Origin of the sequence: Pseudomonas sp. GM50, from assembly GCF_000282375.1 — a bacterium.
Lineage (GTDB): Bacteria > Pseudomonadota > Gammaproteobacteria > Pseudomonadales > Pseudomonadaceae > Aquipseudomonas.
Genome location: NZ_AKJK01000005.1, coordinates 13,232 through 31,505, shown reverse-complemented (window position 1 = coordinate 31,505; position 18,274 = coordinate 13,232). Strand labels below are relative to the sequence as shown.

Annotated in this window: 17 protein-coding genes; 10 read left to right on the top strand and 7 right to left on the bottom strand. The window is 60.4% G+C overall.

Going from position 1 to position 18,274, the window contains the following annotated elements; all coding sequences use genetic code 11:
- Positions 1-20 precede the first annotated feature (20 nt).
- Positions 21-1,334: an ATP-binding protein gene (locus PMI30_RS28420; RefSeq protein ID WP_008005187.1), complete on the bottom strand. Its 1,314-nt coding sequence runs from the start codon at positions 1,332-1,334 to the stop codon at positions 21-23.
- A gap of 114 nt (positions 1,335-1,448) precedes the next feature.
- A complete protein-coding gene (gene ompR, locus PMI30_RS28425) occupies positions 1,449-2,189 on the bottom strand; it encodes an osmolarity response regulator transcription factor OmpR (RefSeq protein WP_007903084.1) in 741 nt (246 codons plus the stop codon).
- Positions 2,190-2,549: 360 nt separating this feature from the next.
- Here ompR and PMI30_RS28430 point away from each other — a divergent pair, with 360 nt between their 5' ends.
- The 7 genes from PMI30_RS28430 to tauD all read left to right on the top strand — a co-directional run bounded on the left by PMI30_RS28430 (position 2,550) and on the right by tauD (position 11,005).
- On the top strand, positions 2,550-4,874 hold the full coding sequence (locus PMI30_RS28430; protein WP_008005186.1) for a Tex family protein: 2,325 nt from the start codon (positions 2,550-2,552) through the stop codon (positions 4,872-4,874).
- Complete coding sequence (locus PMI30_RS0129345; protein WP_007903088.1) at positions 4,874-5,257, top strand: PaaI family thioesterase; 384 nt, start codon at positions 4,874-4,876, stop codon at positions 5,255-5,257. The genes PMI30_RS28430 and PMI30_RS0129345 overlap by 1 nt, the downstream gene beginning before the upstream one ends.
- 318 nt (positions 5,258-5,575) lie before the next feature.
- Entirely contained in the window at positions 5,576-7,159 is a 1,584-nt protein-coding gene (gene gshA / locus PMI30_RS28435; RefSeq protein ID WP_008005184.1) for a glutamate--cysteine ligase, read from the top strand.
- A gap of 243 nt (positions 7,160-7,402) precedes the next feature.
- On the top strand, positions 7,403-8,380 hold the full coding sequence (gene tauA / locus PMI30_RS28440) for a taurine ABC transporter substrate-binding protein (protein ID WP_008005182.1): 978 nt from the start codon (positions 7,403-7,405) through the stop codon (positions 8,378-8,380).
- 16 nt (positions 8,381-8,396) lie between these two features.
- Positions 8,397-9,191 carry a taurine ABC transporter ATP-binding subunit gene (gene tauB / locus PMI30_RS28445; RefSeq protein ID WP_008005181.1) on the top strand — a complete coding sequence of 265 codons (795 nt, stop codon included), beginning with the start codon at positions 8,397-8,399 and terminating at the stop codon, positions 9,189-9,191.
- Complete coding sequence (tauC, locus tag PMI30_RS28450; protein ID WP_008005179.1) at positions 9,188-10,036, top strand: taurine ABC transporter permease TauC; 849 nt, start codon at positions 9,188-9,190, stop codon at positions 10,034-10,036. The genes tauB and tauC overlap by 4 nt, the downstream gene beginning before the upstream one ends.
- A gap of 126 nt (positions 10,037-10,162) precedes the next feature.
- A complete protein-coding gene (gene tauD / locus PMI30_RS28455; protein ID WP_008005177.1) occupies positions 10,163-11,005 on the top strand; it encodes a taurine dioxygenase in 843 nt (280 codons plus the stop codon).
- A 153-nt stretch (positions 11,006-11,158) separates the two neighbouring features.
- Here tauD and mgrA read toward each other — a convergent pair whose 3' ends face one another.
- The 4 genes from mgrA to PMI30_RS28475 all read right to left on the bottom strand — a co-directional run bounded on the left by mgrA (position 11,159) and on the right by PMI30_RS28475 (position 14,026).
- Positions 11,159-12,196, bottom strand: a complete 1,038-nt coding sequence (gene mgrA / locus PMI30_RS28460; protein WP_008005176.1) for an L-glyceraldehyde 3-phosphate reductase — start codon at positions 12,194-12,196, stop codon at positions 11,159-11,161.
- Positions 12,197-12,363: 167 nt separating this feature from the next.
- Positions 12,364-12,828 (bottom strand): type II toxin-antitoxin system HicB family antitoxin, encoded by a 465-nt coding sequence (locus PMI30_RS28465; protein WP_008005174.1) that lies wholly within the window; start codon positions 12,826-12,828, stop codon positions 12,364-12,366.
- Positions 12,825-13,007 carry a type II toxin-antitoxin system HicA family toxin gene (locus PMI30_RS28470; protein ID WP_008005171.1) on the bottom strand — a complete coding sequence of 61 codons (183 nt, stop codon included), beginning with the start codon at positions 13,005-13,007 and terminating at the stop codon, positions 12,825-12,827. Before PMI30_RS28470 ends, PMI30_RS28465 begins: the two co-directional genes overlap by 4 nt.
- A 128-nt stretch (positions 13,008-13,135) precedes the next feature.
- On the bottom strand, positions 13,136-14,026 hold the full coding sequence (locus tag PMI30_RS28475; protein WP_008005169.1) for a LysR family transcriptional regulator: 891 nt from the start codon (positions 14,024-14,026) through the stop codon (positions 13,136-13,138).
- A 125-nt stretch (positions 14,027-14,151) separates the two neighbouring features.
- On the opposite strand from PMI30_RS28475, the gene PMI30_RS28480 reads away from it, so the two are divergent.
- From PMI30_RS28480 to PMI30_RS28490, 3 genes are all read left to right on the top strand, one after another.
- The gene (locus tag PMI30_RS28480; RefSeq protein WP_008005167.1) at positions 14,152-14,892 is read left to right on the top strand and encodes an SDR family oxidoreductase; all 741 of its coding nucleotides are present in this window, start codon (positions 14,152-14,154) and stop codon (positions 14,890-14,892) included.
- Between the two features lie 40 nt (positions 14,893-14,932).
- Positions 14,933-15,820 carry an SDR family oxidoreductase gene (locus tag PMI30_RS28485; protein WP_008005165.1) on the top strand — a complete coding sequence of 296 codons (888 nt, stop codon included), beginning with the start codon at positions 14,933-14,935 and terminating at the stop codon, positions 15,818-15,820.
- Positions 15,821-15,962: 142 nt separating this feature from the next.
- Positions 15,963-16,220, top strand: coding sequence for a hypothetical protein (locus tag PMI30_RS28490; protein ID WP_008005164.1), 258 nt, complete (start codon positions 15,963-15,965; stop codon positions 16,218-16,220).
- Between the two features lie 17 nt (positions 16,221-16,237).
- On the opposite strand, the gene betT is transcribed toward PMI30_RS28490, so the two are convergent.
- On the bottom strand, positions 16,238-18,193 hold the full coding sequence (gene betT / locus PMI30_RS28495) for a choline transporter BetT (protein ID WP_177318824.1): 1,956 nt from the start codon (positions 18,191-18,193) through the stop codon (positions 16,238-16,240).
- Between the last annotated feature and the right edge of the window lie 81 nt (positions 18,194-18,274).

Genomic DNA, 18,274 nt, shown 5'->3' with positions numbered 1-18,274 from the left:
AGAGCGTGGGAACGATCGGGTTAGACGGCATCCCTTGGCAACATCAACCCCAACGGCAACCGCACCCGCGCTTCCAGCCCACCACCGGACCGATTGCGCAGCTCGACATTGCCGCCATGCATCGAAGCGATCCGCTTCACGATCGCCAACCCCAACCCGGTCCCCTTCCCGCCCCGGGCCCGATCGCCACGAGTGAACGGATTGAAGATCGCCTCCAGCTCCGACGGATCGATCCCCGCGCCACGGTCCATGACGCTCAGCACCACGTACGGCGCACTGGTATCCCCGGACACGTAAGCCGCCACTTCGACGCCGCTGCCAGCGTGATGCAGGGCATTGCCGATCAGGTTGTTCAGCAGCCGTTTCATCGACACCCGACGCAACGGGAACGGCTGGATCGGCTCCAGGCGCAAGTGCACTTTCTCTTCGTTCTGGTTGTACGGCGCGGCGACTTCGCGAACCAGATCGCTCAGGTCCACTTCTTCCACCGACTCGTCACGTCCGTCACGAATGAACGCCAGGAACTGGTCGAGAATCGCGTCCATGTCTTCGATGTCGCGGATCATGTCGTCCGTCAGGTCACTGTGGTCGCCCATCAGTTCCAGGGACAGTCGCAAACGGGTCAGCGGCGTGCGCAGGTCGTGGGACACCCCGGCCAGCATCAGTTCCCGTTCGCGCCCGGCCTGTTCGACGTCTTCAGCCATCTGGTTGAAGGCGCGATAAACCTCGGTCATCTCGCTCGGTGTATCACTGATCGGCAGGCGCACGCTGCGGCCCTGACCGAGTTGCCTCGCGGCATAGACCAGACGTTTGAGCGGTTGATTGAGCTGGCTGACGAAGATCCACGCCGAGGCGGTGGACAGCAGGCCAATGGCGAGGAACCAGCCGAGCACGTTCCAGATTTTCTGGCCACGCAACGGATGCGGGTACAGCGGTACTTTCAGCCAGCCATCGCCCAGGCTGGGCGCCCGAACCCACAGCGCCGGCGGCGAATGCATGCGTAATCGCACTTCGGTGTCGGCACCCAGTTCGGCCTGCATTTGTCGCTGGTAGATTTCGCTGTAGGGCCAGTGCTGTTCGCCTTCCGGCACACCGGCCCCCACCACCCGGATCAGGGTCGCGGCATCGGCGATCCTGGTGCGGTTTTCTTCGTCGGCGGCCCAGTAGGCACGCAGCGTCAGAGCGACGCCGTGGCTGTATTGGCGATCCACCAGCACATCTTCGTTCATCAACAGATAAACCAGGGTCAGCGCCTTGGAGAACAGGACGACGATCAGCACCAGCCACAAGGTGCGGGAGAAGAAGCTCTGGGGGAACCAAACAGGGGTTTTCATGGGTAACCGCTACACACTTGCAGGAGCGAGCATGCTCGCATATTGCGGATCGCGGGTCTGCGGGAAAGGTCATCTGACCCCTTGCCCGCAAGACCCGCGCCTACAAATCACCGATCACTTCGTGGCGGCGCCATCCGGAACGAACACGTAACCCACGCCCCAGACGGTCTGGATGTAGCGTGGTTTGGATGGATCGGGTTCGATCATCCGGCGCAGACGGGAGATCTGCACGTCGATGGAACGCTCCAGGGCATCCCACTCGCGACCACGGGCCAAATTCATCAGCTTGTCGCGGGTCAGTGGCTGACGCGCGTTCATGACCAACGCCTTGAGCACCGCGAACTCACCGGTGGTGAGCATGTGCACTTCGTCGCCGCGCTTCAGTTCGCGGGTGGCCAGGGACAGTTCGTAGTCACCGAAGGTCACGCTTTCGTCTTCGCTGCCCGGTGCGCCCGGCACTGGTGCCGCCTGACGCCGCAGAACCGCTTTGACACGAGCCATCAGCTCGTCCGGGTTGAACGGCTTGGCCAGGTAATCGTCGGCGCCCAGTTCCAGGCCCTTGATGCGGCTAAGCTCATCGCCCTTGGCGGTCAGCATGATGATCGGAATCTGATTGTTCGCCGTGCGCAGGCGGCGGCAAGCGGTCAGGCCGTCTTCGCCGGGCAGCATCAGGTCGAGGACGACCAGGTTGAACACCTCACGCGCCAGCAGGCGGTCCATTTGTTCGGTATTCGGTACGGCGCGGGCACGGTAGCCCTTGCTGACGAAAAAACGCTCCAGCAGGCTGCTCAGCCCAGGATCGTCGTCAACAATAAGAATTTTTTCGCCTTCAGCAATGTTTGCAGTGCTGCTCATTGGATGCTCCTTTGATCTCGGCGCGCATTATGGCGTAGCTGCCGTTATACGCACCGTGTGCATTGTTAGCAGATTTTTCCTTCACCGCCAGAAAACCGGGCATTGTGCCTACAACCCGCGATGCCCCCGAATGGACAGAACGCTGGTTATAATGCGCGGCCTTTTGTGTCAGGCAACGTCTGATCGTTACTGTAGGCAGCCGCTTTTTTTTCATGGCGCTGGCAGTAATTGTTCGATTTCACGGGTCAACGGGAAGCCTGTTGGCTCAGGTAGCGGCGCACGCCAGGCCGCTCAACCAGACTCGCCGAGCCTTTATCTCTGCGCCTGCGAGCCTGCTTTCACAATTTGTCAGGTGGTTTTATGGACAGCATCAACAGCCGCATCGCCGAGGAACTCGGTGTACGCCCACAACAGGTCGAAGCGGCCGTCGCGCTACTCGATGAAGGGTCTACCGTTCCCTTCATCGCCCGCTACCGGAAAGAAGTGACCGGCAGCCTCGATGACATCCAGTTGCGTCATCTGGAAGAGCGTCTGCGCTACCTGCGAGAACTCGACGAACGGCGGATCAGCATCCTCGCCAGCATTCAAGAGCAGGGCAAACTGACCCCGCAACTCGAACGCGACATCAAACTCGCCGACACCAAGACCCGTCTCGAAGACTTGTACCTGCCGTACAAGCAGAAGCGCCGCACCAAGGGCCAGATCGCCCTGGAAGCCGGCCTCGGTACGCTTGCCGACGGCCTGTTCAACGACCCGACCCTGACGCCAGACGCCGAAGCCGCACGCTTCATCGACGCCGAAAAAGGCGTGGCCGATGTGAAAGCTGCCCTTGAAGGCGCCAAGTACATCCTCATGGAGCGCTTCGCCGAAGACGCGGGCCTGCTGGACAAGTTGCGCAACTACCTCAAGCAGGAAGCCACCCTCAGTGCCCGCGTGATCGCCGGCAAAGAAGAGGAAGGCGCCAAGTTCCGCGACTACTTCGAACACGACGAACCGCTGAAAAGCATGCCTTCGCACCGTGCGTTGGCGATTTTCCGTGGCCGCAACGAAGGCATTCTGAGTTCTGCACTGAAAGTCGGCGATGAACTGCCCGGCACCATGCACCCGTGCGAAGGCATGATTGGCCAGCAATTCGGCATCCACAACCAGAACCGTGCCGCCGACAAATGGCTGGGCGAAGTGGTGCGCTGGACCTGGAAGGTCAAGCTCTACACCCACCTGGAAACCGATCTGCTGGGCGAGCTGCGCGACGGCGCGGAAACCGAAGCGATCAACGTGTTCGCGCACAACCTGCACGACTTGCTGCTGTCGGCCCCGGCCGGCCCGCGCGCCACCCTGGGTCTCGACCCGGGCCTGCGCACCGGCTGCAAGGTCGCCGTGGTCGATGCCACCGGCAAGCTGCTGGACCACGCCACGGTTTACCCGCACGTGCCGCACAACAAGTGGGACCAGACCATCGCGATCCTTGCCGCCCTGTGCGCCAAGCATTCGGTGGACCTGATCGCCATCGGCAACGGCACCGCCAGCCGCGAAACCGACAAGCTCGCCGCTGAGCTGATCAAAAAATACCCCGCCATGAAGATGACCAAAGTCATGGTCTCCGAGGCTGGTGCATCGGTGTACTCGGCGTCGGAACTGGCTTCCAAGGAATTCCCGGACCTCGACGTATCGATCCGTGGCGCAGTGTCGATTGCCCGTCGCTTGCAGGATCCGCTGGCTGAGCTGGTGAAGATCGATCCGAAATCCATCGGCGTCGGCCAGTACCAGCACGACGTGTCGCAGCTGAAACTGGCGCGCGGCCTGGACGCGGTGGTCGAGGACTGCGTGAACGCCGTGGGCGTCGACGTCAATACGGCCTCCGTGGCGCTGCTGGCGCGTATCTCCGGCCTCAACGCGACCCTGGCGCAAAACATCGTCAGCCACCGCGACGAGCACGGCGCCTTCAAAACCCGTGCAGCGTTGAAGAAAGTCGCGCGTCTGGGTGAAAAAACCTTTGAACAGGCCGCAGGCTTCCTGCGTGTAATGAACGGTGACAACCCGCTGGATTCGTCCGCGGTCCACCCGGAAGCCTACCCGCTGGTACAGCGCATTGCCGCTGAAACCGATCGCGACATTCGCTCGCTGATCGGTGACGCGAGCTTCCTCAAGCGTCTCGATCCGAAGAAGTACACCGACGAAACGTTCGGTCTGCCGACGGTCACCGACATCCTGCAAGAGCTGGAAAAACCCGGTCGCGACCCGCGTCCCGAGTTCAAGACCGCCGAGTTCCAGGAAGGCGTCGAAGACCTCAAGGACTTGCAACTGGGGATGATCCTCGAAGGCGTGGTCACCAACGTGACCAATTTCGGCGCCTTCGTCGACATCGGCGTGCATCAGGACGGTTTGGTACACATCTCCGCGCTGTCGGAGAAGTTCATCAAGGATCCGCGCGAAGCGGTGAAGGCCGGTGATGTGGTCAAGGTGAAGGTCATGGAAGTCGACATCCCGCGCAAACGCGTTGGCCTGTCGATGCGCATGAGCGATACCCCGGGCGAGAAGATCGACGGTGCCCGTGGTGCGCGTCCGGGATCGGCACCACGCCAATCCCAGAACACCGCTCCGCGCAAGGAAACCACGGCAGCAGCCCCGGCCAACAACGCCATGGCCTCGCTGTTCGCTAACGCCAAACAGTTGAAAAAACGCTGATGGAGATCCCGGCCGGCTTGACCGAAAGCGCGTTTTTCAAGCTGCTGGGGTGTCGCTTGCACAGTCTGGAAACCGGGGTGGCGCAAGTCGCCCTGGGGCTTGCGCCAGAACTGCGCAATCGCGGCGGCAAACTGCACGGCGGCGCCTTGTTCAGTCTGGTCGACATTGCCATGGGGCTGGCTTGTTCCAGCACCCACGGCTTTGACCAGCAGAGCGCGACCATCGAGTGCAAGATCAACTACATCCGCGCCGTCGCCGACGGTGAAGTGATGTGCACGGCACGGGTGATCCACCCGGGCCGCCGCACGCTGGTGGTCGAAGCCGACGTGATGCAAGGCGACAAACTCGTCGCAAAAGCACAAGGCACGTTCGCTGTCCTGTAGATACTCTTCATCAATTTGAGTTAATTTCTGCGCAATGCAACCTGTGGAACCCTGTGGCGAGGGGGCTTGCCCCCGTTTGAGTGCGTAGCACTCACAAGATTTTGGAAACTCAGAGATTTTGGGGCCGCTTCGCAGCCCAACGGGGGCAAGCCCCCTCGCCACAGGTCGCTCCCACAGGGATTGTGCAATTCCTGACTGACCGGCATTAGGCCTGTGCGGCTCGAAAAAACCAGGCGAAAACGCCAGTTTTAACTTCACCCTTGTAGACCGTCTTGCCCACCCCCATATTGGGGCGACTGACGCGTGAAGGAATCCAACTTGAGCGAACTTCTCAACCGCCGCCTGGCTCTGCTCGGCGAGCGCGCTAACCTCTCTCTGCTCGAACAGTGCCTTCACGGCATCGAACGTGAATGCCTGCGCGTGACGGGCGAAGGGCGCCTGGCGCAAACGCCGCACCCGGAAGAATTGGGTTCCGCGCTGACCAACGAACAAATCACCACCGACTATTCCGAGTCGCTGCTGGAGTTCATCACGCCGGCCCTGCCAGACCCGGCGGATACCCTGGCGAGCCTGGACAAGATTCACCGGTTTGCCTACAGCAAGCTCGGCAACGAGTACCTGTGGAGCCCTTCGATGCCGTGCCCGTTGCCGGCCGAGGAAGACATCCCGATCGCTTATTACGGCACCTCCAACATCGGTCAGCTCAAGTACGTCTATCGCAAGGGCCTGGCTCTGCGTTACGGCAAGACCATGCAGTGCATCGCCGGGATCCACTACAACTTTTCCCTGCCGGAAAAGCTCTGGCCGCTGCTTAAAGAAGCCGAAGGCTTTGTCGGCACCGATCGCGACTATCAGTCGTCGGCCTACATCGCGCTGATCCGCAACTTCCGTCGCTACAGCTGGCTGCTGATGTACCTGTTCGGCGCCTCGCCTGCGCTGGACGCCGGTTTCCTGCGCGGTCGCTCGCATCAGCTGGAACAGCTGGATCCGGACACGTTGTACCTGCCATACGCCACCAGCCTGCGCATGAGTGACCTGGGTTACCAGAGTAACGCCCAGGCCGGTCTGACGCCGTGCTACAACGATCTGACCAGCTACACCGACAGCCTGCGCAAAGCGGTGGCCACGCCTTACCCGTCGTACGTCGAGATCGGTACGCACCAGGACGGTGAGTGGGTTCAGCTCAACACCAACATCCTGCAGATCGAAAACGAGTACTACTCCAACATCCGTCCGAAACGCGTGACCTACACCGGCGAACGGCCGATCCAGGCGCTGGTGGCCCGCGGCATTCAGTACGTCGAAGTGCGTTGCCTGGACATCAACCCGTTCCTGCCGATGGGCATCGACCTCACCGAGTCGCGTTTCCTCGATGCGTTCCTGCTGTACTGCGCGCTGAACGACAGCCCGCTGCTGACCAGTACCAGCTGCGGCAACGCAACCTCGAACTTCCTCAGCGTGGTCAAGGAAGGTCGTCGTCCGGGCCTGCAATTGCAACGCGACGGGCTCCCGGTAGACCTCAAGGAATGGGCCGGCGAATTGCTGGAAAAGATTGCGCCACTGGCGGCGTTGCTGGATCAAAGCCACGGCGGCGATGCCCACAGCAAGGCACTGGACGCACAACTGGCCAAGGTCAAGGACTCGTCCCTGACGCCATCGGCCCAGGTGTTGGCGGCGATGGCCGAGCACAAGGAAAGCTTTGCTCAGTTCTCCTTGCGTCAGAGTCAGGTGCATGCGGAATTTTTCCGTAGCGAGCCGCTTTCAAGCGAAGATCAGGCGAAATTTGAAGACCGGGCGCGTTCGTCGCTGGCCGAGCAGATTGAGCTGGAGCAGAACGAAGTCGGCGATTTCGATGTGTTTGTCGGGTCGTATCAGGCGAGTATTCTGGCGATCAGCAACTAATCTCTGAAGGTCCTTCGGACCTTTTCGCGGGCAAGCCTCGCTCCTACAAGTATGTGCCGTGCCAAATCATGCGGCACATATAAAACCTGTAGGAGCGAGGCTTGCCCGCAAAGGCCACACCACGGTCTCCCTTAGAATTTTCCGCTCATAAGGTAATTCGAAAAAGTTATTTATTTTCGGATTCTTATATCATTTAGTCTCCTTTTCACGCCGACTCTCGGTCGCCTGACAAGGAGCTTCCCGATGAAACTGACTTCCCCTCTTCGCCTTCTGGCCGCCGCGTTCCTGGCGTCGGCGAGTGTCCTGGCTCAGGCGGCAGATGTGACCGTCGCCTACCAGACCACCGTTGACCCGGCCAAAGTCGCCCAAGCCGACGGCACCTACGAAAAAGCCACCAAAGCCAACATCGACTGGCGCAAATTCGATAACGGCGCCGACATCATTGCCGCCATCGCTTCCGGCGATGTGCAAATCGGCTACCTCGGCTCCAGCCCCCTGACGGCAGCAATCACCCGCAAAGTCCCGGTGGAAACTTTCCTCATCGCCACCCAGATCGGCGCCGCCGAAGCGCTGGTTGCGCGCGACGGTTCCGGGATCAAGACTCCGCAAGACCTGATCGGCAAGAAAATCGCCGTACCGTTCGTTTCCACCGGCCACTACAGCCTGCTGGCCGCGCTGAAACACTGGAACATCGACCCGTCGAAAGTCACCGTGCTCAACCTCGCACCGCCAGCGATCATCGCGGCATGGAAACGCGGTGATATCGACGCCACCTACGTGTGGGACCCGGCCCTCGGTGTGGCCAAGGAAAACGGCAAAGTGCTGATCACCTCGGGCGAACTGGCCAAGTTCGGCGCACCGACTTTCGATGCCTGGATCGTGCGTAAGGATTTCGCCGAGAAGCACCCGGAAATCGTCACCGCGTTCGCCAAAGTGACCCTCGATGCCTATGCAGACTACCGCAAAGACCCGAAAGCCTGGCTCGCCAACCAAAGCAATGTCGACAAACTGGTGAAGCTCTCCGGTGCCAAGGCCAGCGACATTCCATTGCTGCTGCAAGGCAACGTCTTCCCACTCGCGGCTGATCAGGTGCTCACCCTCGGCGCGCCGACCACCAAGGCCATCACCGACACAGCAGTGTTCCTCAAGGAACAGGGCAAGGTCGAGGCCGTGCTGCCGGACTACGCGCCGTACGTCAGCGCCAAATACATCACCAATTGATCGGGAGTTAACCGCGATGGCTTTGCTACAGCTGGAGCGTATCTGCGCACAGTACCCCGGCGCAGCGGAACCTGTGCTGGCGGATATTTCCCTGAGCCTTGGGCCCCGGCAGTTGCTGGTCGCCCTCGGCCCGTCCGGCAGTGGCAAGACCTCGCTGTTGAACCTGATTGCCGGTTTCGTCGAACCCAGTGCCGGGCGCATCACCCTTGACGGCGTGCCAGTCAAAGGCCCGAGCGCCGAGCGCGGCGTGGTGTTCCAGGACGACGCCCTGCTGCCTTGGCAGGATGTGCTGGCCAACGTCGGCTTCGGTCTGGAACTGGCTGGCGTCGCCCGGGACAAACGCGAAATCCGTGCCCGGGAAATGCTCGCGCTGGTGGACCTCTCCGGTTTCGAAAATCGCCGAATCTGGCAGCTCTCGGGCGGGCAGAAACAACGTGTCGGCCTCGCTCGCGCCCTCGCAGCAGACCCTCGGGTTTTGCTGATGGACGAACCCTTCGGCGCCCTCGACGCCTTCACCCGCGAACAGATGCAAGAGCTGTTGCTGCAAGTCTGGCAACGCACCGCCAAACCGGTGTTCCTGATTACCCACGACATTGAAGAAGCGGTGTTCCTCGCCACGGATCTGATTCTGCTGGCGCCCAACCCCGGGCAAATCGTCGAGCGTCTGAGCCTGGATTTCGGTCAGCGTTACGCCGCCGGCGAATCGGCGCGGGCGATCAAATCCGACCCGCGCTTTATCGAAACCCGCGAACACGTGCTCGCCAAAGTGTTCTCCCAACGCAGTGCCGTCCAGCGGCAGGAGCGCGCATGAGCACCTATGAAATTCCCGCCGCGACGGTGAAACCGGGCTCAAAGGTGAAGAGCTCGGCGGTAATCCCGCTGCGTCGCAGTTTGAACACGCGCTGGATCAGCATGCTGACACTGGTCGCTCTCGTTGCCATTTGGTGGGCCGTCACGGCCACAGGTTTGATCGAACCGCTGTTCCTGCCGCCGCCGTCCGCCGTGCTGCAAAAAGGCTGGCTGCTGGTGACCACCGGCTACATGGATTCGACCTTGTGGCAGCATTTGGGCGCGAGCCTTGGCCGTATTGGCCTGGGCCTGGGCTTCGCGGTGCTGACCGCCGTTCCGGTGGGCATCGCCATCGGCCACAACCGCATCGCTCGCGGCATTCTTGATCCACTGATCGAGTTCTATCGCCCGATTCCGCCGCTGGCTTATCTGCCCTTGATCGTGATCTGGTGCGGCATCGGTGAGTTGTCGAAAGTCTTGTTGATCTACCTGGCGATCTTCGCCCCGATCGCGATCGCCACCGCCACTGGCGTACGCACCGTCGACCCGGCGAAATTGCGCGCCGCGCAGTCGCTGGGCGCGACTCGGGCGCAGTTGATTCGGCATGTGATTCTGCCCAGTGCCTTGCCGGACATTTTGACCGGCGTGCGGATTGGTTTGGGTGTGGGTTGGTCAACGTTGGTGGCCGCCGAGTTGATCGCCGCCACCAGTGGTCTGGGCTTTATGGTGCAATCGGCCGCGCAATTCCTGGTCACCGATGTGGTGGTGCTGGGGATCCTGGTCATCGCGCTGATCGCCTTCGCTATGGAAATGGGCCTGCGTGCGCTGCAACGCAAACTGGTGCCGTGGCACGGTCAGGCTCACTGAATATTCATTGTGGGCTTGCTCGCGAAGAGGCCGTGTCAGTCAACTTAGATGTTGAATGCTAGACCGCTTTCGCGAGCAAGCCCGCTCCCACAAAAGCTCGATACCCCGAATTCGAAGAGAAATACCATGAGCGGCCTGACTATTGTCCCTTTAAGCTCGGCACTCGGTGCGCAAATCAGCGGCCTCGACATCAGCCAGCCGCTGAACGTGGAACAACGCGACGCCATCGAGCAGGCGCTGCTCAAGCATCAAGTGCTGTTCTTCCGCGACCAGCCGATCGAGCCGCAACAACAAGCGCGATTCGCCGCCTATTTCGGCGACCTGCACATCCACCCGATCTACCCGAACGTGCCGGAACAACCCGAAGTACTGATCCTCGACACCGCCGTCACCGACGTGAGGGACAACGCAATCTGGCACACCGACGTGACCTTCCTGCCGACCCCGGCCATGGGCGCGGTGCTCAGCGCCAAACTGCTGCCGGAATTTGGCGGCGACACACTATGGGCCAGCGGTATTGCGGCGTATGAAGCGCTGTCCGCACCGATGAAAACCTTGCTAGAAGGGCTGACCGCTACTCACGACTTCACCCGTTCGTTCCCGCTGGAACGCTATGGCAATACACCGCAGGCCCTGGCCCAGTGGGAAGAAGCCCGGCGCAAGAACCCGCCGTTATCGCACCCGGTGATTCGCACGCACCCGGTGAGCGGGCGCCGGTCTTTGTTCGTCAATGAAGGGTTCACGTCGAAGATCAATGAGCTGTCTGAGACGGAAAGCGAAGTGATTCTGAAATTCTTGTTCGCCCACGCCACACGGCCGGATTTCACCATCCGCTGGCGCTGGCAGAAAGACGACATCGCGTTCTGGGACAACCGCGTGACCCAGCATTACGCGGTGGATGATTACCACCCGGCGCGGCGGGTGATGCAGCGGGCGACGGTGTTGGGGGATGTGCCGTTTTTCCGGTGAACCACGGAGTTCTTTATCGACTTTGAGGGCCTCTTCGCGAGCAAGCCCGCTCCCACATTATCCCGAGTCATTGCTGAAAATGCGGTCAACTGTGGGAGCGGGCTTGCTCGCGAAAAGGCCGGAACAGGCGCCGGAAAAACCGGCGCCGAACACTTACTCCGCCGTCGAAGGCTTCTCCCACAAATTGATCCCACCCTCTTGGGCAAACCGGTCAATCTCCGCCAGTTCTTCCACGCTAAAACTCAGATTCTTCAACGCCCCGACATTCTCGATAATCTGCTCCGGCCGGCTCGCACCGATCAGCGCAGAGGTCACCCGTGGATCGCGCAGGGTCCAGGCCAGCGCCAACTGCGCCAGGCTCTGACCGCGACGTTTGGCGATTTCATTGAGCGCCCGCACATGGGCGATGTTGGCTTCGGACAGGTGAGACGCCTGCAGCGAACCACCGCCCGGACGATTGACCCGCGCATCCGCTGGTACGCCATTGAGGTACTTGTCGGTCAACAGCCCCTGAGCCAATGGCGTGAAGGCGATCACGCCGGTACCAAGTTCATCGGTGGTATCCAGCAGATCCTTTTCCACCCAGCGATTCAGCAGGTTGTAGGCCGGTTGGTGAATCAGCAACGGCACTTTCCACTCCTTCAGCAACCCGGCGATTTCCCGGGTTTTCACCCCGGAATAGGACGAGACGCCGATGTACAGCGCCTTGCCCTGCTGCACGGCGGTGGCCAGTGCGCTGGCGGTTTCTTCAAGCGGCGTGTCCGGGTCGAAGCGGTGGGAATAGAAGATGTCTACGTAGTCGAGGCCCAGGCGTTGCAGGCTCTGGTCAAGGCTGGCCAGTACGTATTTGCGTGAACCACCGCCCTGACCGTACGGGCCGGCCCACATGTCCCAACCAGCCTTGCTGGAGATGATCAACTCATCGCGGTACTGCTTGAAGTCTTCACGCAGCAAACGACCGAAGTTGATCTCGGCGCTGCCATACGGCGGGCCGTAGTTGTTGGCCAGGTCGAAATGGTTGATGCCCAGATCGAATGCCGTGCGCAGCAACGAACGCTGGGTGTCGATCGGCGTGCTGTCGCCGAAGTTGTGCCACAAGCCCAGGGACAGTGCCGGCAGCACCAACCCGCTGCGACCCACGCGGCGGTAAGGGATGGAATCGTAGCGATTTTCGGCAGCGGTGTAGGTCATCGAGTCCTCTCTTGTCGGTCTTGAATGGGGTGTCGACTGCTTTGCAAGCAGCCCAGCATACGCCCAGACAAACGCCAGAAAACCCCGGTTTCGACTAATTGCTGAAACGTTTCATAGATTATTTAAAACTGACCTACCTCCATAGTGTCGATATCCACGCCCAACGCTTACGCCGACAACTCACGTAGCGCGGCAGCCGCCAAAAAGCCAGATCTTGAGCTGTATCGCTGATCTCGTCTGACCGTCTGGTCGATACGCTCAAGCAACTGCTCAGGAAGCGTGGCATTGAAGCGCACCGACTTGCCGAAATAAGGCGTGATATCGAATTCGACCACACCCCACACGCCGCCAGCGTAATCAGGATTATCCAGATGAGCGTCAATCTCACGCACCTGCGGAAGTGGATCACCATCGGCGACCAGACCTTCGTAGTGCAAAGCCAACGCTTCTTTCACGTTTTCAAATGCCTGCGCCACAGTAGCGCCCGCGGAGAAGCACCCCGGCACGTCCGGGATAATCACTCCGTATTCTGAGTCGGCATCCTTGTGCAGAACGACCGGGAATTTCATTTCGATGAGTCCTTCCTGTGATGTGGCCCCTTCGAGGCTCTCGTTTCCGATGTCGGGCCTCATTTCAGACCCGCCTGTTTCAATATGCTGTTGATCGTTCCTTTTGGAAGATCCGAATCAGGGTGTTTTATCGTCACCCTGCCTGACTTGCACGAATGCTTGTACTGATGATGGCTACCTTTCACGGCCACCAGATACCAACCATCCTCCTCGATCATCCTGATCATTTCCCGACTTCGCATCACCTTCGTCCTTGTGGGCAGCATCTGCTGAGCACATTACGCGATGATCACACCCTCAATACACACGGTACACACTCTGATAAATATTAGCCGAACACAAGCAGGCCGGATTGCCCGCAGACCATCGGTTACCGGGCATCCGCAAACACTTCCCCCAACCAATCCACAAACACCCGAACCCGCGGCGACATGTGTCGGTTGTGCGGGTACAGCACCGAAACCGGCATCGGCGGCGGTGGTGTGTCGACCAGGATTTCCTGCACCAGCCCTTGGGAAATCAGGGTTTCCATTCGGTAATGCGGGCACTGGATCAGGCCCAATCCGGCAATCGCCGAGGCCGCGTAAATCTCTGCACCGAACACTGACACTGCGCCTTCGATGGCCACTTCCTTGAGTTCGCCATCGACCATGAATTCGAACGGAAACAACTTGGCGGTGGTACGCGAAACGTAGTTCACCGCGCGGTGGCGGCTCAGGTCATCGAGGCTTTTCGGTTCGCCATATTTGCGCAGGTAGGTGGGGCTGGCGCAGGTGATCTGTCGCAGGTTGGCGACACGTTTACCGATCAGCGCCGAGTCGCCCAAGGTACCGGCGCGCAACACGCAATCAATGCCTTCGGCGATCAGGTCGACGAAGCGGTCGGCCTCGCTGATGGACAATTCGATATCCGGGTAGCGCGCCATGAATTGCGGCAATGCCGGGATCACGAAGTGTTTGGCCAACGTGCCGTGCAAATCCACTCGCAATCGGCCCTTCGGCGCCACGCCGCGAAACGCCAGCTCGGCTTCTTCCAGTTCCGCCAGCAACTGCACACAACGCAAGTAATACGCCTCGCCATCCAGCGTAGGACGGACCTTACGCGTGCTGCGTTCCAGTAAACGGGTGCCGAGCCAGGCTTCGAACTGGTTCAGTGTGTGGGTCAGCGTCGCCCGGGGCAGGTTCAGGTCATCGGCCGCCAGGGTGAAGCTGCTGCGCTCGTAAATGCGCACGAACACCTTCATCGCTTTGACTTGATCCACGGGTCACTCCTGGCGCTCGATTGTTGGCGATTATTGAACAGTCAAGGCAACTCTCGTGCATTTATCGGCCTGAGTAAACATGTGAAATTGGCTCCACACCCAAGCCACTCCAAGGAATCAACGCCATGACTACTCAAATTTCGAAAGTTGCCATTGTGACCGGCGCCTCCCGCGGCATCGGCGCTGTGATCGCCAAGCAACTGGCCAGCGAAGGTTTCGCCGTCGCCATCAACTACGCCAGCAGCGCCACTGAAGCCTCGAAACTGGTTGTGGAACTGCGTCAGGCCGGCCACCGCGCCATAGCGATCAAGGCTGATGTGGCCAACGCCGATGATGTACGCCGACTGTTCGACGAAACCGAAACCCAACTGGGCAAGGTCGACGTGCTGGTCAACAACGCCGGCATCCTCAAGGTTCTGCCACTGGCGCAACACAGCGATGAACTGTTCGACCAGAACTTCAACATTCACGCTCGCGGCACCTTCAACACCTTGCGTGAAGCGGCAACCCGCCTGAACAGCGGTGGCCGGATCATCAACTTCTCCAGCAGTACCGTCGGCATGAACCTGCCGGGCTACGCGGTGTACATCGCCAGCAAAGCGGCGGTGGAATCCCTAACCCAAGTGTTCGCCAAGGAAATGCGCGGTCGCAACATCACCGTCAATGCCGTGGCTCCTGGCCCGGTCGCCACCGACCTGTTCCTGCACGGCAAGAGCGAAGAGCAGATCCAGACCTTCGCCAAAATGCCTCCGCTGGAGCGATTGGCTCAGCCGGAAGACATTTCCCGCGTCGTGTCCTTCCTCGTCGGCCCTGAATCGGGCTGGGTCAACGGGCAAATCCTGCGCGTCAACGGCGGGTTGGCTTAAGCCTCAATTTTTCCGAATATCCGAGATCAAGGTGAAGCTCATGAAAAACGTCATTCTCATCACCGGCGCCGGTACCGGTATCGGCAAACTCGCCGCAGAGTCCCTCGCCCAGGCCGGGCACATCGTTTACGCCAGCATGCGTGACGTGAACGGTCGCAACGCTGCACGGGCCGAGGACATTCGCCTCTGGGCCAAAGAGCAAAATGTTGAACTGCACCCGCTGGAACTCGACGTGCTGTCGCAAGATTCCGCAGACGCCGCGGTCGCGACCATCGTCGCGCAACAAGGTCGTCTCGACGTAGTGATGCAGAACGCCGGGCACTTGGTGATCGGCCCGACCGAGGCCTTCACCGCTGAAGAAATCATGAAAGTCTTCGACACCAACTTCTACGGCGCCCAGCGAGTCAGTCGTGCTGTGTTGCCACAGATGCGGGCCCAGGCTTCAGGATTAGTGTTGTGGATCAGCAGCACCACGACCAAGGGCGGTTTCCCACCATTCATGGGGCCATACGCGGCGGCGAAAGCGGCGATGGATTCCCTGGCGGTGAGCATGTCCTACGAGCTGACGCGCTTCGGCATCGAAACCTCGATCGTGGTGCCCGGGGCGTTCACTCGCGGTACCGATCATTTCCCGAGCGCGGGCAAACCGGCCGACGTAGCACGTAGCGACGCCTATGCTCGATATGACGGGGTGATGGATAAAGTGGGCGAACGTTTGAGCGCGTTGACCCCGGAAGATGCCGACCCACAAGCGGTGGCCGATGACATCGTGCGGATTGTCGGCCTGGCGCAGGGTTCGCGGCCGGCACGGTCGGTGATCGACTTTGTCGGGGATGGCGCGGCACAAGTGCTTGAGGTTGCGGAGCGGGTTCGGGTGGATTTCGCCAAGCGGATTGGTATTGATGATTTGCTTGGTGTGAATCTGTAAGGACGCCTTCGCGGGCAAGCCTCGCTCCTACAGGGATTGTGTCGGACGGCAATCCCGTAATCGACGCGAACCCGTGTAGGAGCGAGGCTTGCCCGCGAAGGCGGCCTCAAGGGCAGCACACATCTAAAGGACGGAACACATCATGCACACCACGATCATCATCACCTTCGGCTTGGTCCTGCTGGCGTTGATGCTGTACATCGGCCAGAAACTCGGCTTCAGCCGCCACACGCTGACCTACAGTTTCGTGGCGTTGTGGCTGGCCTTGAGCGTCATCAACGGCGCCATCGGCGTGGTCACCGCCAACCAGTCAGTGACCTCGGAGCTGGTGATCGGCAGTGTGGTGTTCGGCGTGCCGGTGGCGGCGCTGGTGTTGTTCATGGCGATGAGCAACGCCTGAGCGCCACCGGCGCTCGATCAACGCACCAGGTGCAGGAACTGCATGTGCCGCTCGTACTGATCGAGGATGTCGTTGATGACCTGCTCCTTGGTGTAGCCCACCAGATCATAGTCCTGACTGCCCTCGCGCAAATGCACTTCGGCGCGGTGGTAACGGCGGTTGTTGAGTTGCTTGGAACCCATGCCGCCACGGGCGAAGGACGGCGTGAAATAACCGCGCATCTGCACCTGATAGATGAACGGATGCAGTTCGCCGTGACCGATCTCCAGGCTGACATTGTCATTGGCCGGATCGGGCTGAGTGACCACGTGCAAGCCCTTCTCGACGAACACTGCCGTCACTTCTTCAATCGCCGGACGCACCGTCGTATCGAGGAAGCGATAGACCTCATCGCGCGACGGGAAATGCACCGCCTGACTCAAGCGCTGACGCCAGCCGCCGCGCCGCGAGCCGGACACCGGAGCGAGGGAATGCAGTTGCGCGATCTGCTTCTGCGATTCCAGATAAAACGCCTTGTGCAGTCCCCACATCATCAGCAGCAAAATCAACGAGAACGGTAACGAGGTCAACACCACCGCTGACTTCAATGCGTCGATGCTGCCGGAGAACAACAGCGCGCTGGTCACCAGCGCCGTCATCGCGCCCCAGAACACTCGCAGCCATTTCGGCCCGTCTTCATCCGGGTTGCCACCCTTGGCGGACAAGGTCGACAACACCACAGTGCCGGAGTCGGCGGATGTCACGAAGAATACGAAGCTGATGAACACCGTGACCGCAATCACGGTTTTGCTCCACGGGTAGGTTTCCAACAGCAGGTACAGGGTCATCGACGGGTTGTCGATGGCCGACATGCCGAGCGCGCTCATGCCGTGGTTGAGGACCTGGTCGATGGCGCTGTTGCCGAAGATCGACATCCACGCCAGGGTGAAACCGAGCGGGATCAGCAGCACGCCGAAGACGAATTCACGGATGGTCCGGCCACGGGAAATCCGTGCGATAAACAGGCCCACGAACGGCGACCATGCAATCCACCAGGCCCAGTAGAACACCGTCCAGCCACCCAGCCAGTCGCTCGGTTTGTCATAGGCGTAGAGGTCGAAACTCTTCATCGGCAAGGCGCCGAGATAATCGCCGAGGTTCTGGATCAGCGTATTGAGCAAGTGCTGGGTGGGGCCGGCGAACAACACGAACAGCAGCAGCGCACAGGCCAGCAGCATGTTGATGTCGGACATCACCCGCACGCCTTTATCGACGCCGGACACCGCAACGATGATCGCCGCGCCCATCATCAGCGTGATCAACCCGACCTGAATCCACTGGGTGTGGGCGATGCCGAACAAATAGTCCAGCCCTGAGTTGAGGTGCAAAACACCAAAGCCCATGTCGGCACCGAGGCCGAATACCGTGGCGATGATGCCGAAGCCGTCCACCGCGTAGCCGATGGGGCCGTTGATGCGCTTGCCGATCAACGGGTACAGCGCCGAACGCAGGGCCAGCGGCAGGTTATGTCGATAGGCGAAATAGGCCAGCGCCATGCCGACGAAGGCGAACACGCCCCAACCGTGCAGGCCCCAGTGCAGAAACAGAATCTGCATTGCCTGACGCGCCGCATCCGCCGTGCCGGCTTCACCTTGCGGCGGTTGTGCCAGATGCGTCAGCGGTTCGGACACGCAAAAGAAAAACAGCGTGATGCTGATCCCGGCGGCGAACAGCATGCCGGCCCAGGACAGGTAGCTGAATTCGGGCTCGTCGTGGTCGGCACCGAGCTTGATCTTGCCGTAGCCAGACAAGGCGGTGACCACCACGAAGACCAGATACAGCGTCATCGCGAGCATGTAGTACCAGCCGACCGTATTGGCCGCCCAGTTTTGCGCTTCCAGAAGCCAGGCACCGGCCTGTTCGGGTATCGCCATGACGACAACAGCGAACAACAGAATGAAGGTCGCCGCGAAATAAAACACCGGCGGATTCATGCGGACCTGGCCGCTTGCGGGGGTGGACGGTGCACTCATGAAAGGTGCACCTCAAGGGGGTGAAACAGGGCAATCAATAAC